The organism is Roseateles sp. GW821-FHT09G09 (assembly GCF_059415965.1).
The window spans coordinates 102,134-125,980 of sequence record NZ_JBWKOG010000004.1 but is presented as its reverse complement, the minus strand read 5'-3'; the positions used below and the strand labels follow the sequence as shown (position 1 = coordinate 125,980).

Annotated in this window: 20 protein-coding genes and 3 tRNA genes; 5 read left to right on the top strand and 18 right to left on the bottom strand. The window is 68.7% G+C overall.

Annotated features, from left to right (window positions below; genetic code table 11):
- Window position 1: 1 nt before the first annotated feature.
- The 9 genes from fdnG to tolB all read right to left on the bottom strand — a co-directional run bounded on the left by fdnG (window position 2) and on the right by tolB (window position 9,044).
- Window positions 2-3,070 carry a formate dehydrogenase-N subunit alpha gene (fdnG, locus tag AC07O8_RS11980; RefSeq protein WP_495048241.1) on the bottom strand — a complete coding sequence of 1,023 codons (3,069 nt, stop codon included), beginning with the start codon at window positions 3,068-3,070 and terminating at the stop codon, window positions 2-4.
- A gap of 393 nt (window positions 3,071-3,463) precedes the next feature.
- Window positions 3,464-4,558 (bottom strand): iron-sulfur cluster carrier protein ApbC, encoded by a 1,095-nt coding sequence (gene apbC, locus AC07O8_RS11975; protein WP_495048240.1) that lies wholly within the window; start codon window positions 4,556-4,558, stop codon window positions 3,464-3,466.
- Window positions 4,559-4,657: 99 nt separating this feature from the next.
- A tRNA-Lys gene (locus tag AC07O8_RS11970) sits at window positions 4,658-4,733 on the bottom strand.
- Window positions 4,734-4,904: 171 nt separating this feature from the next.
- Window positions 4,905-4,980 (bottom strand) — tRNA-Lys (locus AC07O8_RS11965).
- 48 nt (window positions 4,981-5,028) lie between these two features.
- Window positions 5,029-5,104: transfer RNA gene (locus AC07O8_RS11960), tRNA-Lys, on the bottom strand.
- A 114-nt stretch (window positions 5,105-5,218) separates the two neighbouring features.
- Window positions 5,219-6,031 carry a tRNA threonylcarbamoyladenosine dehydratase gene (locus AC07O8_RS11955; RefSeq protein ID WP_495048239.1) on the bottom strand — a complete coding sequence of 271 codons (813 nt, stop codon included), beginning with the start codon at window positions 6,029-6,031 and terminating at the stop codon, window positions 5,219-5,221.
- Between the two features lie 63 nt (window positions 6,032-6,094).
- Entirely contained in the window at window positions 6,095-6,904 is an 810-nt protein-coding gene (gene ybgF, locus AC07O8_RS11950; protein ID WP_495048238.1) for a tol-pal system protein YbgF, read from the bottom strand.
- Between the two features lie 9 nt (window positions 6,905-6,913).
- Window positions 6,914-7,444: a peptidoglycan-associated lipoprotein Pal gene (pal, locus tag AC07O8_RS11945; protein WP_495048237.1), complete on the bottom strand. Its 531-nt coding sequence runs from the start codon at window positions 7,442-7,444 to the stop codon at window positions 6,914-6,916.
- A gap of 274 nt (window positions 7,445-7,718) precedes the next feature.
- Complete coding sequence (gene tolB, locus AC07O8_RS11940; RefSeq protein ID WP_495048236.1) at window positions 7,719-9,044, bottom strand: Tol-Pal system beta propeller repeat protein TolB; 1,326 nt, start codon at window positions 9,042-9,044, stop codon at window positions 7,719-7,721.
- Window positions 9,045-9,372: 328 nt separating this feature from the next.
- On the opposite strand from tolB, the gene AC07O8_RS11935 reads away from it, so the two are divergent.
- Together AC07O8_RS11935 and AC07O8_RS11930 are read left to right on the top strand one after the other, a co-directional pair.
- A complete protein-coding gene (locus AC07O8_RS11935; protein ID WP_495048235.1) occupies window positions 9,373-10,233 on the top strand; it encodes a type 2 periplasmic-binding domain-containing protein in 861 nt (286 codons plus the stop codon).
- Complete coding sequence (locus AC07O8_RS11930; RefSeq protein ID WP_495048234.1) at window positions 10,230-10,829, top strand: hypothetical protein; 600 nt, start codon at window positions 10,230-10,232, stop codon at window positions 10,827-10,829. The genes AC07O8_RS11935 and AC07O8_RS11930 overlap by 4 nt, the downstream gene beginning before the upstream one ends.
- Here AC07O8_RS11930 and rng read toward each other — a convergent pair.
- The 9 genes from rng to AC07O8_RS11885 form a co-directional block, all read right to left on the bottom strand.
- Window positions 10,808-12,301, bottom strand: a complete 1,494-nt coding sequence (gene rng, locus AC07O8_RS11925) for a ribonuclease G (protein ID WP_495048233.1) — start codon at window positions 12,299-12,301, stop codon at window positions 10,808-10,810. The two genes, AC07O8_RS11930 and rng, sit on opposite strands and share 22 nt — an antisense overlap.
- A gap of 114 nt (window positions 12,302-12,415) precedes the next feature.
- Window positions 12,416-13,024, bottom strand: a complete 609-nt coding sequence (locus AC07O8_RS11920) for a Maf family protein (protein WP_495048232.1) — start codon at window positions 13,022-13,024, stop codon at window positions 12,416-12,418.
- Between the two features lie 7 nt (window positions 13,025-13,031).
- Window positions 13,032-13,502, bottom strand: coding sequence for a 23S rRNA (pseudouridine(1915)-N(3))-methyltransferase RlmH (rlmH, locus tag AC07O8_RS11915; protein WP_495048231.1), 471 nt, complete (start codon window positions 13,500-13,502; stop codon window positions 13,032-13,034).
- A 4-nt stretch (window positions 13,503-13,506) separates the two neighbouring features.
- Window positions 13,507-14,436 carry a ribosome silencing factor gene (rsfS, locus tag AC07O8_RS11910; protein ID WP_495048230.1) on the bottom strand — a complete coding sequence of 310 codons (930 nt, stop codon included), beginning with the start codon at window positions 14,434-14,436 and terminating at the stop codon, window positions 13,507-13,509.
- Window positions 14,437-15,057 (bottom strand): nicotinate (nicotinamide) nucleotide adenylyltransferase, encoded by a 621-nt coding sequence (nadD, locus tag AC07O8_RS11905; protein ID WP_495048229.1) that lies wholly within the window; start codon window positions 15,055-15,057, stop codon window positions 14,437-14,439.
- Window positions 15,058-15,993: an oxygen-dependent coproporphyrinogen oxidase gene (gene hemF, locus AC07O8_RS11900; RefSeq protein WP_495048228.1), complete on the bottom strand. Its 936-nt coding sequence runs from the start codon at window positions 15,991-15,993 to the stop codon at window positions 15,058-15,060. It abuts the gene before it with no gap.
- Window positions 15,990-16,631, bottom strand: a complete 642-nt coding sequence (locus AC07O8_RS11895; protein ID WP_495048227.1) for a 1-acyl-sn-glycerol-3-phosphate acyltransferase — start codon at window positions 16,629-16,631, stop codon at window positions 15,990-15,992. The genes hemF and AC07O8_RS11895 overlap by 4 nt, the downstream gene beginning before the upstream one ends.
- 90 nt (window positions 16,632-16,721) lie before the next feature.
- Window positions 16,722-18,005 (bottom strand): phosphoribosylamine--glycine ligase, encoded by a 1,284-nt coding sequence (gene purD / locus AC07O8_RS11890; RefSeq protein ID WP_495048226.1) that lies wholly within the window; start codon window positions 18,003-18,005, stop codon window positions 16,722-16,724.
- Window positions 18,002-18,727: a YebC/PmpR family DNA-binding transcriptional regulator gene (locus tag AC07O8_RS11885; protein WP_495048225.1), complete on the bottom strand. Its 726-nt coding sequence runs from the start codon at window positions 18,725-18,727 to the stop codon at window positions 18,002-18,004. Before AC07O8_RS11885 ends, purD begins: the two co-directional genes overlap by 4 nt.
- 105 nt (window positions 18,728-18,832) lie before the next feature.
- On the opposite strand from AC07O8_RS11885, the gene AC07O8_RS11880 reads away from it, so the two are divergent.
- From AC07O8_RS11880 to AC07O8_RS11870, 3 genes are all read left to right on the top strand, one after another.
- Complete coding sequence (locus tag AC07O8_RS11880; protein ID WP_495048224.1) at window positions 18,833-20,455, top strand: helicase HerA-like C-terminal domain-containing protein; 1,623 nt, start codon at window positions 18,833-18,835, stop codon at window positions 20,453-20,455.
- Between the two features lie 91 nt (window positions 20,456-20,546).
- On the top strand, window positions 20,547-21,290 hold the full coding sequence (locus AC07O8_RS11875) for a hypothetical protein (protein ID WP_495048223.1): 744 nt from the start codon (window positions 20,547-20,549) through the stop codon (window positions 21,288-21,290).
- Between the two features lie 14 nt (window positions 21,291-21,304).
- Window positions 21,305-23,773, top strand: coding sequence for a hypothetical protein (locus tag AC07O8_RS11870; protein WP_495048222.1), 2,469 nt, complete (start codon window positions 21,305-21,307; stop codon window positions 23,771-23,773).
- The last annotated feature ends 74 nt before the right edge of the window (window positions 23,774-23,847 follow it).

Below are 23,847 nucleotides of genomic sequence, written 5' to 3'. Positions count from 1 at the left end.
CTCAAGCTTTCTCGATGTTGACGGTGAAGCTCTTGAACTCCGGCGTCTGGGTATTCGCGTCGCCCACGAAGGGGGTCAGCGTGTTGACCAGATAACCGGGCTTGGCCACGCCGACGAAGCCCCAGTGGTTGGGCAGGCCCACCGTGTGGACCCGCTTGCCGCCCACATCCAGCGACGCCACGCGCTTGGTCACCACCGCCACGGCCTTGATGAAGCCGCGGTTGGAACTGACCTTCACCTGATCGCCGTTGGCGATGCCCTTGTCCTTCGCCAGTTCCTCGCCGATCTCCACGAACTGCTGCGGCTGGATGATGGCGCTGGTGCGCACGTTCTTGGTCCAGTAGTGGAAATGCTCGGTGAGCCGGTAGCTGGTCGCCACGTACGGGAACTTGTCCGGCTTGCCGAACTGCTCGCGGTCGGCCTTGAACACCCGGCCGGCCGGGTTGTTCATCGCCTTGGCGTTGTTCGGGTGCATGGGGTTGACCGTCAGCGGCGACTCGAAGGGCTCGTAGTGCTCCGGCAGCGGGCCGTCGACCATGCCGCTGGGCGCGAACAGCCGCGCCACGCCCTCGGCCGTCATGATGAAAGGCCGCACCGCGTCCTCGTCGTTGGGATTGGCGTCGGGGCGGATGTCCGGCACATCGGAGCCGCCCCACTTGTCGGTGTAGCTGATCAGGCGCCGCTTCGGATTCCACGGCTTGCCGGTCGGGTCGCAGGACGCGGCGTTGTAGAGCACGCGCCGGTTCGCCGGCCAGGCCCAGGCCCAGTTCAGCGTCTGGCCGATGCCCCACGGATCGCTGTTGTCGCGCCGCGCCATCTGGTTGCCCGCCTGCGTCCAGGCGCCGGCGTAGATCCAGCAGCCGCTGGAGGTGCTGCCGTCGTCGCGCAGCAGCGCGAAGCCCGACAACTGCTCGCCCGCCTTCGCCAGTACCTTGGTCGCGTCCTTGGGATCGGTCACGTCGGCCAGCGCCTTGCCGTTGAATTCCATCGCCAGTTCCTCGGCCGAGGGACTGTTGGGGATCTTGTACGGCCAGCTCAGGTTGACGATGGGATCGGGGAAGGCGCCGCCGTCCTTCTGGTACAGCGTCCTGAGGCGCAGGAAGATCTCCGCGATGATCTCCGCGTCGCCCTTGGCCTCGCCCGGGGGCTCGGCGCCCTTCCAGTGCCACTGCAGCCAGCGGCCGGAGTTGGTCAGCGAGCCGTCCTCCTCCGCGAAGCAGGTGCTCGGGAAGCGGAACACCACGGTCTGGATCTCTTCCGTCTTCACGTCGTTGTGCTCGCCGTAGTTCTTCCAGAACTCGGCGGTCTCGGTGTTGAGCGGATCGATGATCGCGAGGAACTTCAGCTTCGACAGGCTCTCCACCACCTTCTTCTTGTTGGGGAAGGAGCCCACCGGGTTGAAGCCCTGGCAGACGTAGCCGTTGACCTTGCCCTGGTGCATCAGCTCGAAGGCCTGCAGCACGTCGTAGCCCTTGTCCCACTTCGGCAGGTAGTGGTAGGCCCAGTCGTTCTCCTTGGTCGCGGCCTTGCCCCACCACGCCTTCTGCTGGCTGACGAAGAACTTCGGATAGTTCTGCCAGAAGCTCATCTGGTTGGGACGCAGCGGCTTGAGCGCACGGCTCTTGTAGTAGGTCTCGAGGTCCTGCTCCGAGTCCTTGGCCAGCGACATGTAGCCCGTCAGCGAGGTCGACAGCAACCCCAGGTCGGTGAGCCCCTGGATGTTGCTGTGGCCGCGCAGCGCGTTCATGCCGCCGCCCGGCAGGCCGATGTTGCCCAGCAGCAGCTGCACCAGCGCGCCGGTGCGGATGATCTGCGAGCCCTGGCTGTGCTGCGTCCAGCCCAGCGCGTACAGGATCGTCATCACCTTGCCCGGCGCCGAGGTCTCGGCGATCTGGCGGCAGATCTCGACGAACCTGTCCTTGGGCGTGCCGGTGATCTCGCTGACCTTCTCCGGCGTGTAGCGCGAGAAGTGGGTCTTCATGACGTTGAGCACGCAGCGCGGATGCTGCATCGTCATGTCGACCTTGGCGAAGCCCTTCTCGTCCATCTCGTAGGCCCACGACGCGTTGCTGTAGGCGCGCTTGGCCTCGTCGTAGCCGGAGAAGATGCCGTCCTCGAACTTGTAGCCCTCACCGACGATGAAGGGGGCGTTCGTGTAGTTGCGGACGTACTCCGTCTGGATCTTGTTGTTGCTGAGCAGATAGTGGATGACACCGCCCAGGAAGGCGATGTCGGACCCCGCCCGGATCGGCGCGTAGTAGTCGCTCATCGCGGCCGAGCGCGTGAAGCGCGGGTCGACGACGATCAGCCGGGCCTTGTTGTGGTGCTTGGCCTCGATCACCCACTTGAAGCCGCAAGGATGCGCCTCGGCGGCATTGCCGCCCATGATCAGCACGAGATCGGCGTTCTTGATGTCCACCCAATGGTTGGTCATCGCGCCGCGTCCGAACGTCGGGGCCAGACTGGCCACCGTCGGTCCGTGTCAAACGCGGGCCTGGTTGTCGAACGCGAGCATCCCCATCGAGCGCATCGCCTTGTGGGTGATGTAGCCCGATTCGTTCGAGGACGCGGAGGCGCAGATCATGCCGGTCGAGAGCCAGCGGTTGACGGTCTTCCCATCCCCGTTGGTCGCGATGAAGTTGGCGTCGCGATCGGCCTTGAGCAGCTTGACGAAGCGGTCCATCGCCTCGTCCCAGCTGACGCGCTTCCACTCCTTGGCGCCGGCCTCTCGGATCTCGGGGTACTTCAGCCGGTTGGGGCTGTGGACGAAGTCCAGCAGGCCCGCGCCCTTCGGGCACAAGGTGCCGCGATTGACCGGATGATCGGGGTCGCCCTCGATGTGGATGATCTCGGAGGTGACGTTCTTCGCCTTGTCCCCGAGCGAGTACATGATGATCCCGCAGCCCACCGAGCAATAGGGGCAGGTGTTGCGGGTCTCGGTCGCCCGGGCGAGCTTGAACTGGCGCGTCTCGGCCAGTGCGGCAGTCGGGGAGAACCCCAGCGCCACGAGGCTGGAGCCCATCACGGCCGCCCCGCTCACCCGGAAGAAATGCCTCCGGTTCATGTCCATCTTGTGCCTCCTGGGCTCGACCCGCCTGCAGCAGGACCGACCTGGGTGAAACGCACGGCCGTCACGCGGCCCGTCCAAGCATTTCGGCACAAAGCTCCCGCTTTGTCCAATGGGGAGTCACCCTCTGACGAGAGGAAGAACCGCAGGGCGCACCGAGCTTGACGATGGCTTTTTCTGAGTGGGGGTCGTTGTGAGGTCGTTGTGCGGTGCAACGAAGGGCGCGCGGTGGGCAGCCATCCTGCGGCAGGCCGAGCGCAACGCCGGGCAGGCCGGTACCCCTCTCCGCTCAATCTCCTCCTCGCCGCTCGAAATTCGCTCCGAGGGGCACCGGCCTGCCCGGCTCCCGTTGCAGTGCAGCACTGCGCGGATAAGACCGGGGCGGCGCGGTGGGGGTCAGGTGTTTTTCGAGATGGTGATCGTCGGGAATTTCGACGAGTAATCCTTCGCCTGGCCCGCCAGCTTCACCGCGACCTTGCGCGCGATCTGCTTGTAAGCCTGCGCATGCACACCGTCCGGCTCGGCGACGACCGTGGGCTTGCCGCTGTCGGCCTGCTCGCGGATCGACAGCGCCAGCGGCAGCGAGCCAAGCAGCTCCTGGCTGTACTGGTCCGCCATGCGCTGACCACCCCCGCTGCCGAAAATGTGCTCGGCGTGGCCGCACTGGCTGCAGATGTGGATGGCCATGTTCTCGACGATGCCCAGGATGGGCACGCCCACCTTCTCGAACATCTTCAGGCCCTTCTTCGCATCGATCAGCGCGATGTCCTGCGGCGTCGTCACGATGATGGAGCCGCTCACCGGCACGCGCTGCGACAAGGTCAGCTGGATGTCGCCGGTGCCCGGGGGCATGTCGATCACCAGGTAGTCCAGATCGCGCCAGCGCGTCTGGCGCAGCAGTTGCTCCAGCGCCTGCGTCGCCATCGGACCGCGCCACACCATCGCTTGGTCGTCCTCGACCAGGAAGCCGATCGACATCAGCTGCAGGCCGTGCGACTCCAGCGGCTCCATGGTCTGGCCATCGGTGCTTTCCGGACGGCCGCTGATGCCCAGCATCAGGGGCAGGCTCGGCCCGTAGATGTCGGCATCGAGTAGCCCGACGGTCGCGCCCTCGGCGGAGAGCGCCAGCGCCAGGTTGGCCGCGGTCGTGCTCTTGCCGACACCGCCCTTGCCCGACGCGACCGCGATGATGTTCTTCACCCCGGGCAGCAACTGCACGCCGCGCTGCACGGCGTGGGCCGTGATCTTCGTCGTCACGCCGACGCTGACGTTGCCCACGCCCGGCACCGAACGCGCCGCCTCGACCAGCGCCGCGCGCAGCGCGTCGATCTGGCTCGCGGCCGGGTAGCCCAGCTCGATCTCGAAACTGACCGCGTCGCCCTGCACCTTCAACTGGCGGAGTTGCTTCGTCGAGACGAAATCGCGACCGGTGTTGGGGTCGACGACCTGCTGCAGGGCCTGCAGCAGTGCGGCTTCTTGAATCTGGGACATGGGGATCTTCGAATGAGGCTTCGCGAATCGCGGGGAATGGCGCGAAGTCTAGCGGGAATGACAAAAGGGGTTGCAACTTGCGCTGCAACCCCTTTTATTTGGTGGGCCCTGAAGGATTCGAACCTTCGACCAACGGATTAAGAGTCCGCTGCTCTACCAACTGAGCTAAGAGCCCGAAATTCTTTTCGCCTTCGTTTCGCCAATCTCCGTGGAAACTTGCGAAGCCGAGATTATGTCAGATATTTTGATCTCATCACACCAGATCCCCGCTGACATCGTTTCGTCGTCCGTGAATCGCACGCAACATCTTCGTGCGTCTTCACTCTGACGATCCGACAAGGATCGGTGGTGGGCCCTGAAGGATTCGAACCTTCGACCAACGGATTAAGAGTCCGCTGCTCTACCAACTGAGCTAAGAGCCCCCGAGAAACTCAACTGCCAGTCAATCCACTGACAGCCATTTGAAGCGATGGTGGGTCGTGCAGGATTCGAACCTGCGACCAACGGATTAAAAGTCCGCTGCTCTACCGACTGAGCTAACGACCCGAAGCCTGCACGCCAAAGCCTTTACGCCTCAGCCTGCTTCAAGCAGCGAAGGCCAAGTTGCCTTGACTTCCTCCGCGTTGCTTCGAGGTGTTTGCCCCTCAGCAGAGCCTCACATTATAGGACGGTTTTTTGCGGTCGCGCAAGCGCCTTCAGATACCGCTTCACCAGCTCCGCCGCAGCGACCATGCCGAAGCCGGCGGTGACCGCAACGCTCGATCCATACCCGTGGCAATTCAGGTTGCCGTCGAGGTCGCAGGCATCGACGCCTTCCGGTCGCGTCACCGGCTCGCGCGAGAACACGCAGGTCACTCCCATCGCGCCCTGGCGGGGCGCGGCGTGGAATTTGCGCAGCCGCTGACGCAGGTTGGCCAGCAACGGGTCGTGGGTCGTTTCGGAGAGGTCCAGGATCTCCACGTCCTGCGGCCGGTGCTTGCCGCCGGCGGCGCCGATGCAGATCTGGGGGAGCTTGAGCGCCCTCGCCCACGCCGCGATCTGCGCCTTCGCGCGGACCTGGTCGCAGGCGTCGACGATGCCGTCGACCTGCACGTCACCGAGCAGCGCCGGCCAGTTCTGGTCGTCGACGAAGTCCTCGATGGTGACGACCTCGCAGCCAGGGTGGATGTCCGCGATGCGCTGCTTCAGCGCCTCCGACTTGGCCATGCCCAGCGTGCTGCCGAGCGCCTGCACCTGGCGGTTGATGTTGGATTCGGCGACATGGTCGAGATCGACCAGCACCAGACGGGCGACGCCCATGCGCGCCAGCGCCTCGACGACCCAGGACCCCACACCGCCCAGCCCCACGACGCAGAAACGCGCCGCGCGCAGCCGCGCATAGTCCCGGTCGCCGTGCAGACGGCGCAGACCGCCGAAGCGGCGCTCCGTGTCCGCTTCCAGATCGAGGGGGCCGTGCCCGGTCTCCAGACTCAAGATCGTTGCGCGCCGCGGCGCGTCCTCAGCAGGTCAGCAGGTCAGCACAGATCGGCGCACGGATCAACGCAGTCCGGCCGCGCGTTCCTTGGCCGCCTTCGCAGCCTCGCTGCCGGGATAGGCCTTCTGCAGGTCTTCCAGCGTCTTGCGGGCGCTCTTGGTGTCCTTGAGCTCGATCTGGCAGTTGGCGATCGCCAGCAGGCTCTCGGCCGCGCGCGGATGGTCCGGGTTCGCGGCGACGAAGGCCTTGAAGGTCGCGATCGCGCCCTTGTAGTCGCGCTTGCCGTATTGCGCGTTGCCCAGCCAGAAGCGCACCGAGTCGGAGAAGCCGCTCGCCGGGAAACGCGTCAGGAAGGACGTGAAGGCGGAGGTCGCCTCATTGAAGTCGCCGCGGCGGATCAGGCCCATCGCGGCATCGAACTGGCGCTTCTCTTCCGGATCGGCCTGGAATTCCTTGCCGTCCAGCGACACCTTCTGCGGCTCCAGCGGGCGCAGCCGGTTGTCGAGGGTGGCCGACTGGTCGGTCACCTTGCGCTGGGTGTCGGACAGGTCGCGCGCCAGCTGCTCGTTCTGGCCGCGCATCTTGGCCAGGTCCGATTTCAGCGCCTCGATCTGTCCGGACAGGTCCAGCAGACCGCGTCGCGCGGTCTCGAGCTGGCCCTGCAGTTCCGTGACACGGGCACGCTGCGCGTCGTCGTTCTGCGCCATCTTGGTCCGCAGGTCGAGGATGGCCTTGCGGGCCTCGTCGTCCTCGAACAGCGCCGCCCGCGCGGGGCCGGCGGCGCTCAGCGCCAGCAGCACGCCGACCAGCACGGCCTTGGCCGTCGGGGTCGACGCGAACGGGAAGGAACGATCCATACGCAGCATGCTCATGTCACCGGATTACTTGTCGCGCAGTTCGACGCGACGGTTCTTCGCCCAGGCCTCTTCGTTGTGGCCGGTGTCCGTCGGACGCTCCTTGCCGAAGCTCACCGCCTCGACCTGGCCCGACGTCACGCCCAGCAGCGTCAGCGACTTGGCGACGGCTTCCGCGCGCTTCTGGCCCAGGGCCAGGTTGTACTCGCGGCCGCCGCGTTCGTCGGCGTGGCCTTCCAGGCTCAGCTGCAGCGTCTTCTTGTTGTTCAGACGCTTGGCGTGGTTCTCGATCAGGCTGCGGTACTCGTCCTTGACCACGAAGCTGTCGAAGTCGAAGAACACGACGCGCTGGTTCGACACGGCGGCGTCCAGCTGGGCGCCGAGGTCGACGGTCTCGACCTTGCGCTGGCTGGAGCTGCCGGTGTCGTTCACCGGCGGCGTCGCGGTCACGACCGGGGCCTTGTTTTCGGCCTGGGCCGGCTCATCCAGCTTGGTCGAGCTGCAGGCGGACAGGGCTGCCGCGGCCACCAGGCCAAGCATCAGTTTTTCGAATTTCATGGGCATACGCTCCTAGAGGTCAAGCGGGCGGGAATTACGGTCTGGACATGGCGGTGGACAGCGCCGCCGGTGAAGCCGCGGGGAACATCAATTGTGAATCATCAACTAACACATCCGTGGGGCAGGCCTGCCCGCGCGGGGGGTTGGTCGAGTCGTCACGATCACGCCTCGCACGGGACGGGCGAGGCGCGACGCCAACGTAGGCAAACCATGTGCCCGACGTTGCGAAATCCTTCAATTTCTCGAACGGATGCAAGGTCGGCCCCCGGCACGCTCAGTTGCCGAACGGGCCCCAGGCGGGCTCCCGGATGTCCGAGACGCCCGGCGTGGCCAGCTTCGCCTTGACCTTGCCGTCCAGCGTGGTCGTCATCAGGACGTCGCGGCCGCCGGCGCGGGTGGCGTAGACGATCAGCTTGCCGTTGGGGGCGAAGCTGGGGCTCTCGTCCTCGGAGGTTTCCGTGATCTGCTGGACCTGACCGCTGCCGAGGTCCATCACGCACAGCTTGAAGGTGCCGCCGCCCACCCGCGTGACATAGGCCATCGTGCGGCCGTCGGGACTGATGGACGGGCTGATGTTGTAGTTGCCGCTGAAGGTGACGCGTTCCGCGTTGCCGCCGCCGGCGGGCATGCGGTAGATCTGCGGCGCGCCGCCGCGGTCGCTGACGAAGTAGATCTGCGCGCCGTCGGGCGAGAAGGTCGCCTCGGTGTCGATGGCGGAGGTCGTTGTCAGGCGCTTCGCGCCCGAGCCGTCCTTGTTGATCAGGTACAGCTGCGAGCCGCCTTCGCGCGACAGCGTCACCACCAGCTGCTGGCCGTTCGGCGAGTAGGACGGCGCGCTGTTGGTGCCGCGGAAGTCCGCGACCTTGCGGCGCTTGCCGGTGCGCAGGTCCTGGATCCAGACCACGGCCTTGCGCGACTCGAAGCTGACGTAGGCGACCTCGTTGCCGTCGGGCGACCAGGCCGGCGAGATGATCGCCTCGGGGCTGTTGAGCACGGTCTGCTCGCCCTCGCCGTCCGCGTCGGCGACGCGCAGCGAGTAGCGCGGGCCGGCCTTGTTCACGTAGACCAGCCGCGTGGCGAAGACGCCGCGCTCGCCGGTGAGCTTCTGGTAGATCGTGTCGGCGATCTTGTGCGCCGCCAGGCGCAGGTCGCCGGCGACGACGGGGATGCTCTCGCTGCCCACGTCCGTGCCCTTGACGACGTCCCAGAGCCGGTAGCGGACGTCGAAGCGGCCATCGGCCAGCCGCGACGCCGAGCCCGCCGCCAGGGCGTCCGCGGCGCGCGCGCGCCAGTCGACGAACTGGGGTTGGGAGGTCTCGCTCATGCCGGACTGGCCGGGCACGATGCTGAACTGGCCGCTGCGCTCGAGGTCGGCGCGGATGATCGCCGCCAGGGGCTGGCCGGTGGCCGATTCGTTGTTGAAATCGCTGATCGCGATCGGCAGCCGGGTGGCGCCGACACCGGCGATCTCGACCCGGAACTGCGCGAGCGCCGGCATCGCCAACCCGGCGGCCATGCCGCCGAGCAGTCCACGGCGCGTCAGCGCGCCGATGCCGGGAGGAAGAAGAGCGGTGGGGGTGGCAATCGTCTTGGTGCTCATCGGCTTGCGGAACGAATGGAGGCCTGATTGTGCCCGAGGCCTGGACAGGTGTTTCTCATCGGCGAGGTTACAAAGGGCAAGGCCAACGGCAAGTGGCGCGCCAGCCCTCCCTGAACAAGTCAGTCGATGACCCGAACCAGTCGATGTCGACGGTGTGTTCAGCGAGTTTCGGTCATGGCGCCAGGCATGTCTCTTTCCCAGAATCACCCCCTTCGCCCGCGCCTGCCGCGACCATCGAAAGGAAGTCATGTCCGATCCGACGCGCCCCTGCCGCCCGCCCAGCCTCCCTTCCCGGTCCACCCCTTTGTGCTTCAGTGGCCGACATCGCGTGCGCCGCCTCGTCGACGCCCTTCGACCCTGGCTGATCGCGATCGTGTGGCTGATGGGAGCCGGACTCTTCCAGGCCGCGCTGGCGCAGGGGACACACCCGTCGCCCGGCACGTCGCCTGAAATGTCGCCCGATCCTTCACCCGACACATTGCCCCACACATCGTCCGAAGCGTCGTCGGACAGCCGCGAACCGTCGTTGACCCTGGTGATCCCGTTCAGCGCCGGCAGCGGCCCGGACCACGTGGCCCGCACGATGGCGCGGGTCTGGGCCGAGCGTTCGGGCGGACGCGTCGTGGTCCGCAACCTGCCGGACCGCCAGGGCTACCTCGCCGCCCGCGAGGTGGCGACGGCGCGCCCGGACGGACAGCTCCTGCTGCTGACCTGCAGCACCTTGCTGGCGCGCCCCGCGCGGCTCCCCGACGACCCGTTCCAGCCCCCGGCCGCGTCGGCGGAGGACTTCACCTCGATCGCGCGCGTCGGCCAGCTCCCGTTCGTCACCGTGTTCCCGCCGGGCATGTTCGGTCGATGGCTGACGCCCCTCGCGACGCCGCCGGCGTTCGGGCCGACGCCTGCAACGACAGCAACGCCTTCCGCATCCCTGGCCGGCGTGCTGCCGGCCACGCCCGCCGATCGATCGGCGCTCGCCTCGCCGCCGGACTGGGAGGACTTCGAGGCCCTCACCTCGCGCGACGCGCCGGCTTGGAACGCGCTGCTCGCGCCGCCGCGCCTGCCCCGCACGCTCGCGGACCAGCTGCGGACGACCTGGGGGCAGGTCGTGTCCGACCCCCGTGTGCGGATGGCCTTGGCCCAGACCGGGACCGAGCTGTGGGAACGGTTCCCCCCGGGAGGCTCGCGATGACCGGCAGTTCCTTCAAGCACCTCGTCGCGGCGACGGCGCACTTCCATCGCCTGATCCGCGCCCAGTTGATCACCGGCGAAGGCCTGGCCCACGCGCAGACGCAGATCCTCGGCGCGGCGCGGCTGGCCGGCCTGCTGATGTTCCGGAGCTTCCGCATCGACACCGGCGCGCTCGCGCCCGGCATGCATGTGCCTTCGTCGGAAGCCGAGATTCACGGCGCGCGCCTGCGGGAGGTGCTGATCGCGACCTTGCAGCAGCTCGGTCATGCGATGCACCTCGACGATGTCGACCCCCGCTGCAGGACCGCGGCGCTGTCGCGCCTGGCCTTCATCGAGGTGCACGAGCGCCTCACGCTGCCGGTGCTGGCCTACCTGGAGCAATCGCCGATGGGCGTGCGCGATGCCGCAGTCGCCGCCGCCAGCGCCACTGCGGGATTGATCCACGACCATGCGCCCGCGATGCCGGCGCACCAGGCGGGCGCGCTCGCGCTCCACGGCTTCGAGGAGGGGCTGACGACGGTGCCTTGGCCGCTCGCGTCGACCTGCGCCTCGGTCTTCGGCCTGCCGTCCTGCGGCTACATCAGCACGATGTCGTAGTGCTCGGTCTGGTTCGTCGGCTCGGCGGTCAGCGAGATCGGCTTGCCGATGAAATCCGAGAGCCCGGCCAGGTGCTGGTTCTCCTCGTCGAGCAGCATCTCGACGACATTGGCCGCCGCCACCACGCGGAACTCCTTCGGATTGAACTGCCGCGACTCGCGCAGGATCTCCCTCAGGATCTCGTAGCAGATGCTGCGCGCGGTCTTGACCTGGCCGCGCGCTTCGCAGGTGGGGCACGGCTCGCAGAGCATGCGGGCCAGGGACTCGCGGGTGCGCTTGCGCGTCAGCTCGACCAGCCCGAGCTGCGTGAAGCCGCCGATCGTCACCTTGGTGCGATCGCGGCTCAGCTGCTTGCGGAACTCCTGCAGCACGGCGGTCTTGTGCTCCTCGCGGGTCATGTCGATGAAGTCGACGATGATGATCCCGCCCAGGTTGCGCAGCCGCAGCTGGCGCGCAATGGCACCGGCCGCCTCGAGGTTGGTCTTGAAGATGGTGTCGTCGAAATTGCGCGCGCCGACGAAGCCGCCGGTATTGACGTCGATCGTGGTCATCGCCTCGGTCTGGTCGATGATCAGGTAGCCGCCCGACTTCAGGTCCACGCGCCGCGCCAACGCGCGGGCGATCTCCGCGTCGATGTTGTTGAGGTCGAAGATCGGACGCTCGCCCCGGTACAGCTCCAGCTTGGCGGTCGCCGTCGGCATGTAGGTCTCGCCGAACTGGCGCACCACGTCGTATTGGAGCTTGGCGTCGATCCGGATCGAATTGGTCCGGTCGCTGGCCAGGTCGCGCAGCACGCGCTCGACCAGGCTCAGGTCCTGGAACAGCAGGCTGCCGGGCGGCAGGGTCAGCGACTTCTCGCGGATCGAGTTCCAGGTCTTGCGCAGGTAGGCGATGTCGGCGCCCAGTTCCTCGTCGCTCGCTTCCTCGGCATTGGTCCGCAGGATGAAGCCGCCCGTGTTGCCGTCCTGGACGCCGGCCGACACCAGCGTCTGCATGCGCGTGCGCAGCGCGTCGCGCGCCTCGGGCGAGCCGATCTTCTGCGAGATGCCGATGTGGTTGTCCTGCGGCAGGTGCACCAGCAGCCGGCCGGCGATGGAGATCTGCGTGGACAGCCGCGCGCCCTTGGTGCCGATCGGATCCTTGATGACCTGCACGGTCAAGGCCTGGCCCTCGTAGACCTGGCGCTCGATCGGCACGGCCTGGGCGCTGTCGCCGTGCGGACCGTGGTGGCTGCGGGGATTGACGCCGTTCAGGTGCAGGTCGGCGACATGCAGGAAGGCCGCCCGCTCCAGGCCGATGTCGATGAAGGCGGACTGCATGCCCGGCAGCACCCGCGCGACCTTGCCGAGATAGACGTTGCCGACGAGGCCCCGTTCCAGCGTCCGTTCGATGTGCAGTTCCTGCACGGACCCGTTCTCGACCACGGCCACCCGCGTCTCCTGCGGGGTCCAGTTGATCAGGATGTCTTCCATGTTCTTGTACTCCAGCGCTCTCGTCAGCCTCGGGGCTGGCGGCAACGCTCGAGTCGCCTTCCGGAAAGCTTTGTCGGTCCAGGGTCCGCTGCCGCTCCGGCTCCACCTCCGTCTTCAGACGGGGAAACCGGCCTCCCGCAACAGCGCCGCCGTTTCAAACAACGGCAGGCCCATGATGCCCGAATAACTGCCGGCGATGTGTTCGATCCAGGCGGCCGCCTGACTTTGTATCGCATAGGCGCCGGCCTTGCCCATGGGTTCGCCCGAAGCCACATAGGCGCGCAGGCGTTCGTCGCCGATCTCGGCGAAGCGCACCAGCGACACGTTGACCGCACTCAGCAGCCGGCCATCCGGCGCGCCGATGGCCACGGCCGTCAGCACGCGGTGCTCGCGGCCAGACAGGCTGGCCAGCATGGCCGAGGCATGGGCCGCGTCGTCCGGCTTGCCCAGGATGCGATCGCCCAGGGCCACCGTCGTGTCGGCGCACAGCACCACCGCAGGCGGCAGCCCGCGACGCGCGCGACGCTGCAGCGCGGCATCGAGCTTGGCGGCGGTGACCCGGCGCACGTAGTCGTCGGGCGACTCGCCGGCGATCAGCGCCTCGAGCGCCTCCGCGTCCTCCTCGGCGCCGGGCAGCAGCAGCTCGTGGCGGATGCCGATCTGCTCGAGCAACTGGCGTCGGCGCGGGCTCTGCGATGCGAGATAGAGAAAGTCTGCGCTCATCGTCGGTTCACTCGCGGTGATACGGATGGCCTTCCATGACGGACCAGGCCCGGTAGAGGCCTTCGGCCAGCAGCACGCGGACGAAGGCATGCGGCAACGTGAGGTCGGACAGGCGCAGCTTCTCGTCGGCGCGCGACTTGATGCTGTCGTCGAGCCCGTCCGGTCCGCCGATGAAGATGGCGACGTCCCGCCCGTCGCCGCGCCAGGTCTCGAGGCGCTGCGCGAGCTGCTTCGAGGTGACGCGATCGCCGCGCTCGTCGAGCACCACGCGCCGCGCCCCCTTGGGGCAGGCGGCGTCGAGGCGCAGCGCCTCGGCCGCCATCAGCTGCTCGGTCGACTTGCCGGTGGTGCGCGGTTCCGCCTTCACCGCCTTGAGCTCCAGCCGCATCTCGGGCGGGAAGCGCTTGGCGAAATCCTCATAGGCCTCTTCGGCCCAGGCCGGCATCTTCTGCCCGACCGCGCACAACACCAGCCGCACGGGGTCAGGCCTTGGCCTTGGACTTCGTGCCGGTCTTCACCGTGGTCTTCTTGGCGGCCGGCTTGGACACCGGCTTGGCGGCCGGCTTTCTGGCGGCCGTGGCCGGCTTGGCGGCGGCGACCTTCGGCGACACCTTCTTCGTCGCCGGCTTCTTGCTGCCGACCTTCACCGTCTCGACCGGCGCCTGGGCGGCAGGCTTGCGCGCGGCCTTGGCGGCCGGCTTGGCCGAGGCGGCCGTGGTCTTGATGCTCGTCTTCTTGGCGGCAGGCTTGGCGGCCTTGGTCGCGGCGGTCTTCGCCGGCGCGGCCTTCGTCGCCGCCGTCTTCGTCGCCGACTTGGCGGCGGCGGACTTGGTGCCCGTCGCGCGCGACGGCGCCTTCTTCGACGCCGCGCCGATCACCTCGCCGTCGACCGACTTGAGCTTGGCCGACTTCTTGTCGGCCTTTCCAGCCTTCTCGGCCTTCTCGGCCTTCTCGGCCTTCTCGGACTTCTCGGACTTGTCGCCCTTCTTGCCCGCGGACTTCTTCGCCTTCGGCGCGTCGTCCTCGTCGTCCATCGGCTCGGACGCCTTCACCAGCTTGGTGCCGCTGTTGCCCAGCTTGAGCTTCACCGGCTTGCCGCCCCAGATCTCTTCGAGGTGGTAGTACTGGCGGATCGCCGGCTGCATCAGGTGGACCACGGCGGCGCCGCAGTCGACGATGATCCATTCGCCGTTGTCCTCGCCCTCGGTGCGCATGACCTGCATGCCGCGCTTCTTGACCGTCTCGCGCACGCTGGAGGCCAGCGCCTTGGTCTGCCGGTTGCTCGTGCCCGAGGCGATGATCACGCGCTCGAACAGCGGCGACAGGCGCTCGGTGTCGAAGACCAGGATGTCCTGGCCCTTCACATCCTCAAGACCATCGACGATGGCACGTTCCAGTTTCTTGATGTCCATTCAGTTCTCACTGTAGAGACGGTGCCGGGAAATATAACCCGCCACCTCTTCGCCCACCACGGGCCCAGCGTCAGCGCCCTCGGCCGCCAGTCGGCGGGCCTCGGTGGATGACCATTCCAGCGCCGGCATCGTCAGCCGGACCAGCCGATGCGGCCGTTCCAGCAGCGCCGCCGGCGCCTGTACCTTGTCCTGCGCGCGGGCCGCGACTGCCAGCCCCACGCGCCCGACCAGTTCCTCCCAGCCGTTCCAGCTCGGGAAGCCGGCCAACTGGTCCTGCCCGAGGATCAGCCAGAGCGCGTCGTGAGGCCGCTCCTGCTGATACTCGCGCACCGAGTCGAGCGTGTAGCTCGGTCCGGCGCGTTTCATCTCGCGATCGTCGAGGACGAAGCGGGGATCCCCGCCCTTCCCCGTGATCGTCAACCGCACCATCTCGGCGCGGTCCGCGGCGTCCGCCATCCGGCGGCCCGACTTCTGCCACGGCCGCCCGGCGACGATCCAGCGGACCTCGTCCAGCGCCAGCTGATCGAGCGCCGCATGCGCCAGCGCCAGATGCGCGCGGTGCACCGGATCGAACGATCCGCCGAACCACCCGACCTGCCGCACAGGAGTCAAGGGATTCATTCAGAACCAGAGGTGCGTCGGCACCTCGTCGGCCCAGTCGCGGGGGCGGAGGAAGTCGCTGTAGAGCTTCGCCTCGGGCGAGCCTTCCTCGGGCTGCCAGTCGTAGCGCCAGCGGGCGACCGGCGGCATCGACATCAGGATGGACTCGGTGCGTCCGCCCGACTGCAGCCCGAACAGCGTGCCGCGGTCGAAGACCAGGTTGAACTCGACGTAGCGTCCGCGCCGGTAGGCCTGGAAGTCGCGCTCGCGTTCGCCGTAGGCCAGGCCGTGCCGGCGATCGACGATCGGCTCGTAGGCGGGGAGGAACGCATCGCCGACGGATTGGACCATGCCGAACGCGTTCTCGACGCCGCCCTCGGCGAAATCGTCGAAGAAGATGCCGCCGATGCCGCGCGGCTCGTTGCGGTGCTTCAGGTGGAAGTACTCGTCGCACCACTGCTTGAAGCGCGGATAGAGCGCCTCGCCGTGCGGCTCCAGCGCGGCGCGGCAGGTGCGGTGGAAGTGCTGCGCGTCGCGCTCGAAGCCGTAGTACGGCGTCAGGTCCATGCCGCCGCCGAACCAGACGACCGGCTCGCGGTCGGGCGGCAGCGCCGCGAACATGCGCACGTTCATGTGGACCGTCGGCACGAACGGGTTGTGGGGATGCAGCACCAGCGACACGCCCATCGCCTCGAACGGCGCGCCGGCGAGTTCGGGCCGATGCGCCGTCGCCGACGGGGGCAACACCCGCCCCCGCACATGCGAGAAGTTGACGCCGCCGCGCTCGAACACGGCGCCGTTCTCGATCAGGCGCACCCGGCCGTCGCCCTCCAGCCGGCCGCCGGGCTCGCGCTGCCAGGCGTCGGTGATGAACGCCTGACCGTCCAGACGCTCCAGCGTCGTGACGATCCTTTGCTGCAGACCGAGCAGGTAATCGCGGACCAACTGCGTATTCATCGGGAATCTCCGTCCTTGGATTTCAACCGGATCGGTCCGGCGTTCTGCGGATGCTTGCCCTGGCGGCCGTCGAGCACCTCGGCGAACAGCGCGAAGTCCTGCGCCGGATCGCCGCTGAGCTCGACGAAGTCGGTGAACAGCACGCGCCGGGTGGCGAAGTCGAACGAGGCCAGCCCGACGGGCACGCCCGCCTGCACGGCGACGTGGTACGCACCGGACTTCCAGTGGTCGACGTGGCCGCGCGTGCCCTCGGGCGCCACGACGAGCCAGAAGGACTCGTCGCGCGCCCTGGCCTCGCGCATCTGCTGGACCGTGTCGGCGACCATGCCGTTGGCCGAGCGGCGGTTCACCGGCACGCCGCCGATCGCGCGCATCCAGCGCCCGACGATGGGCGGCTTGAACAGGCTGTCCTTGGCCCAGAACTTCAGCGGGAAGCCGAGGCTCCACTTCGTCAGCACGCCGATCGGGAAGTCCCAGTTCGACGTGTGCGGATAGACCATCACCACCCCCTGCTTCGCCGGCAGGCCGTGGCAGACGATGCCCCAGCCGAAGGCGCGCAGCACGCCGCGCGCCAACGCGCTGCCGCCGGGCATCGGCGTCAGCGCGCCGGTCCATCGGCGGGGAGAGGAAGGGGCCACGGCGAGTCGGAATTCGGGTCGGCGCTTGAGTGTGCGCTTGGGTGGGCGCTTGAATGGGCGCTTGAGTCGGCGCTTGAATCAGCGCCGGTGTCAGCGCTTGATCGCGCGGTGTCCGATGTCCTGGCGGTACTGCTTGCCGTCGAACTGGATCGATTGCGCGGTCTGGTAGGCCAGCTGCTGCGCGTGGCGCACCGCCTCGCCCAGCGCGGTCACGCACAGCACGCGGCCGCCGCTGGTCACGAGCTGGCCGTCGTCCTGCAGCGTGGTGCCGGCGTGGAAGACCATCGCGTCCTCGCCGTCCTCCGGCAGGCCGGAGATCGCGTCGCCCTTGCGCGGCGACAGCGGATACCCACTCGCGGCCATCACGACGCCCAGCGCGGCGCGGCGGTCCCACTGCAGCTCGACCTGGTCGAGCGTGCCGTCGGTCGCGTGCATCAACACCTCGAACAGGTCGCTCTTCAGCCGCATCATGATCGGCTGCGTCTCGGGATCGCCCATGCGGGTGTTGAACTCGACGGTGCGCGGCTGGCCGTGCGCGTCGATCATCAGCCCGGCGTACAGGAAGCCGGTGAACGGGGCGCCGTCGCGGGCCATGCCCTGGATCGTCGGCATGATGATCTCGTGCATCGCCTTGGCGTGGACGTTGGGCGTCACCACCGGCGCGGGCGAGTACGCGCCCATGCCGCCGGTGTTGGGGCCCTGGTCGCCGTCGAGCAGGCGCTTGTGGTCCTGGCTGGTGGCCAGCGGCAGGACGTTGCGGCCGTCGCACAGCACGATGAAGCTGGCTTCCTCGCCTTCGAGGAACTGCTCGATGACGACGCGGGCGCCGCCCTCGTTGTGGACCACGCCGAGCTTGTTGTCGGCCAGGATCCAGTCGATCGCCTCATGCGCCTCGGCCAGCGTCATCGCCACGACCACGCCCTTGCCCGCCGCCAGGCCGTCGGCCTTGATGACGATGGGCGCGCCCTGCGCGTCGACGTAGGCATGCGCCCGGGTCGCGTCGCTGAAGGTCTCGTAGGCGGCGGTCGGGATGCCGTGGCGCTTCATGAACTCCTTGGCGAAGGCCTTGGAGCTTTCCAGCTGCGCGGCGGCCTTGGTCGGGCCGAAGATGCGCAGGCCGCGGGCGCGGAACTCGTCGACGACGCCGGCGGCCAGGAAGGCCTCCGGACCGACCACCGTCAGCGTGATCTTCTGTTCGACCGCGAAGTCGGCCAGCGACTTCACGTCGGTGATCGGGACGTTCTTCAGCAGCGGGTCGCGCGCGGTGCCGCCGTTGCCGGGGGCCACGAAGACCTGCGTGACGCGCTCGCCCTGCGCCAGCCGCCAGGCCAGCGCGTGTTCACGGCCACCATTGCCAAGGACCAGGACCTTCATTCGGACAGGCTCGCGTTGTTGTAGACGTCCTGGACGTCGTCCAGGTCCTCGATCACGTCCAGCAGCTTCTGCATGCGCGCGGCCTCTTCGCCGGCCAGCTCGATGGTGTTCTCGGCGCGCATCGTGACTTCGGCGATCTCGGGCTTCAGGCCGGCGGCTTCGAGCGCGTTCTTGACGGCTTCGTAGTCGGCGGGCGAGGTCAGCACCTCGATGGCGCCGTCGTCGTCGGTCAGGACGTCCTCGGCGCCGGCTTCCAGCGCGACTTCCATGACCTTGTCCTCCGAGGTGCCGGGCGCGAACACCAGCTGGCCGCAGTGCTTGAACTGGAAGGCCACCGAGCCTTCCGTGCCCAGGTTGCCGCCGTACTTGCTGAACGCGTGACGGACTTCGGCCACGGTGCGGACGCGGTTGTCGGTCATGCAGTCCACGATGATCGCGGCGCCGCCGATGCCGTAGCCCTCGTAGCGGATTTCCTCGTAGGTCACGCCGTCGAGGTTGCCGGTGGCCTTGTCGACGTTGCGCTTGATGTTGTCGGCCGGCATGTTGGCGCCCTTGGCCTTCTCGATGGCCAGGCGCAGGCGGGGATTCATGGTGATGTCGGCACCGCCGGCGCGGGCCGCGACGATGATTTCACGCGTCAGACGGGTCCAGACCTTGCCGCGCTTCTCGTCCTGGCGACCCTTGCGGTGCTGGATGTTCGCCCATTTGGAATGCCCTGCCATGTCCTCGTTCTCCTGTGACGCGGCCCGGAAGAAATTCTCCGGGGCGGCGCGGTGGTTGCTTCGTTAGACTGCGATTTTAGCTTTTTTGCCTCTGGAGACTTCCGCATGGCCGACCCGATCCTGCTGGCCCGCCACGGCGACATCGAGTGCCAGCTGTTGCCCGCGTTGGCCAACCGTCACGGCCTGATCACCGGCGCGACCGGCACGGGCAAGACCATCAGTCTGCAGAAACTGGCGGAATCGTTCAGCCAGATGGGCGTCCCGGTCTTCATGGCGGACGTCAAGGGCGACCTGACCGGCATCTCGCAGGCCGGCGCGCCGTCGACCAAGCTGCTGGCGGTGCTGAAGGAACGCGGCTTCGAGCCGCCGACGCCCATCGCCTGCCCGACGACGCTCTGGGACGTGTTCGGCGAGCAGGGCCACCCGGTGCGCGCCACGGTCTCCGACATGGGCCCGCTGCTGCTGTCGCGGATGCTGGGGCTCAACGAGACGCAGGGCGGCGTGCTCCAGATGGTGTTCAAGATCGCCGACGACCACGGCCTGGCGCTGCTGGACCTGAAGGACCTGCGCGCGATGCTGCAGCACGTCGGCGACAACGCCAGCGAGTTCACGACGCAGTACGGCAACGTCTCGGCGGCCAGCGTCGGCGCGATCCAGCGCGGACTGCTGCAGATCGAGGCGCAGGGCGGCGACAAGTTCTTCGGCGAGCCGATGCTCGACATCCACGACTTCATGCAAACGTCGGATGGACTCGGGGTCATCAACATCCTGGCGGCGGACAAGCTGATGGCGGCGCCTCGGCTGTACGCGACCTTCCTGCTGTGGATGCTGTCGGAGCTGTTCGAGGCGCTGCCCGAGGTCGGCGACCTGGACAAGCCCAAGCTGGTGTTCTTCTTCGACGAGGCCCACCTGCTGTTCAAGGACGCGCCCGCGGCGCTGGTGGAACGGATCGAGCTGGTGGTGCGGCTGGTGCGGTCCAAGGGCGTGGGCGTCTACTTCGTGACGCAGAACCCGCTGGACATCCCGGACACGGTGCTGGGGCAGCTCGGCAACCGGGTGCAGCACGCGCTGCGCGCGTTCACGCCGCGCGACCAGAAGGCGGTCAAGGCGGCGGCGGACACGATGCGTCCGAAGCCGGGGCTGGACATCGCGATGGCCATCACCGAACTGGGTGTCGGCGAGGCGCTGATCAGCCTGCTCGACGAGAAGGGCCGACCCGCGATCACGGAGCGCGTCTTCGTGCTGCCGCCGGGCAGCCAGATCGGGCCGATCACGCCGGAGCAGCGCAAGGCCTTGATCGCCGGATCGCTGGTCGCGGGGGTCTACGAGAAACACGTCGATCGCGAGTCGGCCTATGAAAAGCTGACCGGCCGTGCGGCCACGACGACCGACGCGGCGCCGCAGCCGTCGCAGGCGGGTTCGCCGCGCGGCGGGGCCGGGGCCGGTTCGATGGCCGACGAGGCGGACCAGGCCCTGCGCCGCGCGCCGACGACGGGCCGCGGCGGTGCGCCTGCGCCGGCGCCCGCGCAGGACGAGGGCGGCGGCCTGCTCGGTGGACTGAAGGACGTGCTGTTCGGCAGCACGGGGCCGCGCGGCGGTCGTCACGAGGGGCTGGCGGAAACGGCGGCCAAGTCGGCGCTGCGCAGCATCGGATCGTCGGTGGGTCGGGAGATCGTCCGTGGCGTGCTGGGCAGCCTGCTGGGCGGCGGGTCTAAGCGCCGCCGTTGAGCTGACGGCGCCGGCCGCCTGGGCGGCCGAGCCCGCCAGGGTCACCCGCTCCGCCGCCGTCCCGGCAGCCACATCCGCAAGGCCTGGCCCCATGCCCTCGGACATCGCCTGGGTCTGGGATCACCACGCGCCGCCGTCCAACGCCACGGCCTGGGCCGTGACGGTGACGCAGATGCGCCTGACGCCGGACGGCATCGAGGAGCGCCCCCGGCGGCAAGGCCTGCCCCCGCCGGGCGATCGCCCGGTGACGCCGGTCGTCCATGTGGATCCGCTGCCGCAATTGCGCCGACTGGTGCCCGCCGGCGAGCTGTATGACGGCCGCGGTGCCGACGCCTCGCCGGGCCGCGCGCTCAACGAACGCCAGCAGGCCGCGATCGAACAGCGGGTGCTGACCGCCGCGCGGCGCTCCACCAGCGGCTGGGTGCAGCTGGACTTCGAGGCCGTGCCCTCTCAGCGCGACAGCTATCACGCGCTGGTGAAACGCCTGCGCGCTGCGCTGCCGACGTCGACGCGGCTGTCGGTGACGCTGCTCGCCTGGCAATGTCGCAGCAAGGCCTGGATCGATCCGATCGTCGCGGACGAGGTCGTGCCGATGTTCTTCCGGCTCGGCGTCGACAGCGCGCGCTGGCAGCGCGAACTGGCCGCCGGCGCCGCGGCCCTGCACCCGCGCTGCCGCAACGAGGCGGCCGGCTTCTCGCCGCAGGACACGCCGCCGGCCGACTGGCAGCGGCGCTGGCCCAAGCGGTACTGGTTCAACCTCGCGCGCGGCCGGGCCACCGAGTGGCCGGCGGCGACCGAGGCAAGCATCTGGGGCGTTGCGCCCTCATCACGATGACAGGGAGGAAGACGATGGACAGGGCCAACGACACGGCGATCGACACGGCGATCGACACGGCGATGAAAGCGACGATGAAAACGACGATGAACGCGGCGCTGAACACGGCGACGAGCTCCAGCGTGCGCGCGACCGCGACCGCGATCGCGCTGCTGCTGGCAGGCGGCGGATGGGTTCCCGCCTGGGGGAGCGGCTTCGACGGCGGCGACGACTTCGTGTCGTCCAGCCGGACCGAGGTGCGGCTCGACCGCTACGTCCAGGGCGAGCTGGGGACGGTGCTGCCCAGCTACTCGCGGCCGATGCTGTACACGGCCTGGCGCGCGATCGCCGGCGCCGATGCGAAACGCCCGCTGGTGCCGATCGCCGGCGAGTGGCTGGACAAGGCCTGCTGCACGTCGAGCTACAGCCCGTCGAACTACGAGTCGGAAAAGCATCCGCCGATCGCCGCCTGGCTGGCCGCGCGCCAGAAGCTCGTGGCCGACGCGCCGCGCTGGCGCCCCGGCTCCATGCGGGCGGCGGACGAGAAGTCCTACGAGGAGTTCCTGAACTGCCCCGACGGCGCGTACGCCTTCGCGGTGGAGACCCTGGCCGCCTTGCGTCAGCGGCCGGACGCCACGCCGTCCCGGCTCAAGGACTGGATCGACGGCCAGGACCGGGTCTTCGCGCAATGCACGGCGGAACCGCCCGGCCGGACGGCCGCCACCGCGAAGCAGACGCCAGAACCGCGACCGTCGATCGAGGCGCTGCCGGCCAGCGAGCCGCTGCACTGGCGCCAGGCGCGCGACTACCAGCGCGCGGCCTCGGCCTTCTATGCCAGCGACTGGATCACGGCGGAGACCGGCTTCGCGCAGATCGCCGCCGACAACGCCCATCCCTGGCAGGCCTGGGCTGCGCTCGCGCGGATGCGCACGGTGCTGCGGCAGGTCACGCTGACGCCGCGCGACGAGGGCGACTACGGCCCGCAGAAGCTGCCGCCCGCGCTGCTGGGCAAGCTCCAGCCCCTGGCCGCCTTCATCGGCACGCATGCGGACTGGGCCGTGCAGCGGCGCGCCGCGGACGACCTGCTGAACCTGGTCCGGGCGCGCAGCGAGCCGGAGAAGCGGCTGAGCCAACTCACCCGCGAGCTGGCGGTGCTGGACAAGGCCCCGCCGGCGCAGGCGCTGGCGGACTGGGCGCGGATCTCGGACCACTGGCTGGACGAGGGCACGCCCAAGGACCTCGCGGCGCGCGAATCGGTCGTGCGGGCGCTGCCGGTGTTCGATTGGATCTATGCGTTGCGCGGCTGCATGAACGGCAGCTCAGTCGCGGTGAAGACGCCGGAGAGCACCGGCGCGACGCCGCTCACGCGCTGGAAGGCCCAACAGGACAGCGTGCTGTGGCTGATCCCGACGCTGGTCTGCGCCAACGGGAAGACGCTGGCGAAGGACGCTTCGACCTGGAAGGCGATCCAGGCGGCGGCGGACAAGGTGCCGGCGACGCATCCGGGCTGGCGGACCGTGCGGATGCAGCAGGTCCGCCTGCTGCGCGAGGCGGGCGACGTCGACCGGGCGCGGACGCAGCTGGCGGCCTTGACCGCGCCGGCCGGTCCGACGCCGACCGCGCGCAACCTGGCGGCCGAGGAAGCGCTGCGGCTGGCGCGCACGCCGGCGGAGGCCGTTCCCTGGCTGGCGCGCGAGAGCGGCGCCTGGTCGCGGTATTCGCAGGGCGACACCGTGTATCCCTACGACTTTCCGGCGCCCACGACGCGGGCGCTGGACGAGGACGGCGCCACGCTGCTGGTGAAACGCTTCAGCGTGGCCGACTGGCCGGCGGTGATCGGATCGAAGACCGTGCCGGACAAGCTGCGGGCGGCGCTGGCGTTCGGGCTCTGGTGGCGGGCGGACGTGCTCGATCAAGCTGAACTGGCCCGGTCCGCGGCGACGACGCTGGCCGGTCTGCTGCCGAAGGCGGAAGGGGACGCGCTGGTGGGTCCCTACCTGAAGGCGACGACGCCGGAGGCGCGGCGGGCGGCGCTGTGGCGCGCCTCGATCACGCGGAGCGGGCTGACCGCCCAGGTGGACATGGGCTTGGGCGCGAACATGATGCTGGTCGGTCAGAAGCCGGACGATCCGAAGGACGCGACGGCCGGGACCTGGTGCCGCCTGGATCAGGGCGCTGACAGCGAGAAGCCGGAATGGGATCGGGAACATCCGATTCCCGGACCGGCGACGGGGTGGCCGTCCGCCGAGACGGTGGCGAAGGAACGCGCGGCCTTGGGCGCGATGGGATCCGCCACGGGCGCCTATGCGAAGTGGGTGCTGGCCGAGAGCAAGCGCCCGGACCGCCCGGCGGACCTGCCCTGGCTGCTGTACGTCGGCATCCAGTCGACCAAGGGCGGCTGCGTGGACAAGGACAACAGCGCGCAGTCCAAGGCCATGTTCCAGACGCTGCACCGGCTGTACCCGAAGTCGGAGTGGGCGAAGCGGTCGCCGTACTTCTACTGACGCACGGGCTGCCGTGCTGCCACCGCCGCTGGCCCTCACCCCCACCCTCTCCCGCAGGCGGGAGAGGGAGTAAG

Coding starts and splice junctions, on each gene's coding strand:
- apbC (WP_495048240.1), bottom strand. CDS start 4,558: ATGTCCCAGATTCAAGAAGCCGCACTGCTGCAGGCCCTGCAGCAGGTC.
- ybgF (WP_495048238.1), bottom strand. CDS start 6,904: ATGAGCATGCTGCGTATGGATCGTTCCTTCCCGTTCGCGTCGACCCCG.
- pal (WP_495048237.1), bottom strand. CDS start 7,444: ATGAAATTCGAAAAACTGATGCTTGGCCTGGTGGCCGCGGCAGCCCTG.
- tolB (WP_495048236.1), bottom strand. CDS start 9,044: ATGAGCACCAAGACGATTGCCACCCCCACCGCTCTTCTTCCTCCCGGC.
- AC07O8_RS11930 (WP_495048234.1), top strand. CDS start 10,230: ATGACCGGCAGTTCCTTCAAGCACCTCGTCGCGGCGACGGCGCACTTC.
- rng (WP_495048233.1), bottom strand. CDS start 12,301: ATGGAAGACATCCTGATCAACTGGACCCCGCAGGAGACGCGGGTGGCC.
- AC07O8_RS11920 (WP_495048232.1), bottom strand. CDS start 13,024: ATGAGCGCAGACTTTCTCTATCTCGCATCGCAGAGCCCGCGCCGACGC.
- rsfS (WP_495048230.1), bottom strand. CDS start 14,436: ATGGACATCAAGAAACTGGAACGTGCCATCGTCGATGGTCTTGAGGAT.
- nadD (WP_495048229.1), bottom strand. CDS start 15,057: ATGAATCCCTTGACTCCTGTGCGGCAGGTCGGGTGGTTCGGCGGATCG.
- hemF (WP_495048228.1), bottom strand. CDS start 15,993: ATGAATACGCAGTTGGTCCGCGATTACCTGCTCGGTCTGCAGCAAAGG.
- purD (WP_495048226.1), bottom strand. CDS start 18,005: ATGAAGGTCCTGGTCCTTGGCAATGGTGGCCGTGAACACGCGCTGGCC.
- AC07O8_RS11885 (WP_495048225.1), bottom strand. CDS start 18,727: ATGGCAGGGCATTCCAAATGGGCGAACATCCAGCACCGCAAGGGTCGC.
- AC07O8_RS11880 (WP_495048224.1), top strand. CDS start 18,833: ATGGCCGACCCGATCCTGCTGGCCCGCCACGGCGACATCGAGTGCCAG.
- AC07O8_RS11875 (WP_495048223.1), top strand. CDS start 20,547: ATGCCCTCGGACATCGCCTGGGTCTGGGATCACCACGCGCCGCCGTCC.
- AC07O8_RS11870 (WP_495048222.1), top strand. CDS start 21,305: ATGGACAGGGCCAACGACACGGCGATCGACACGGCGATCGACACGGCG.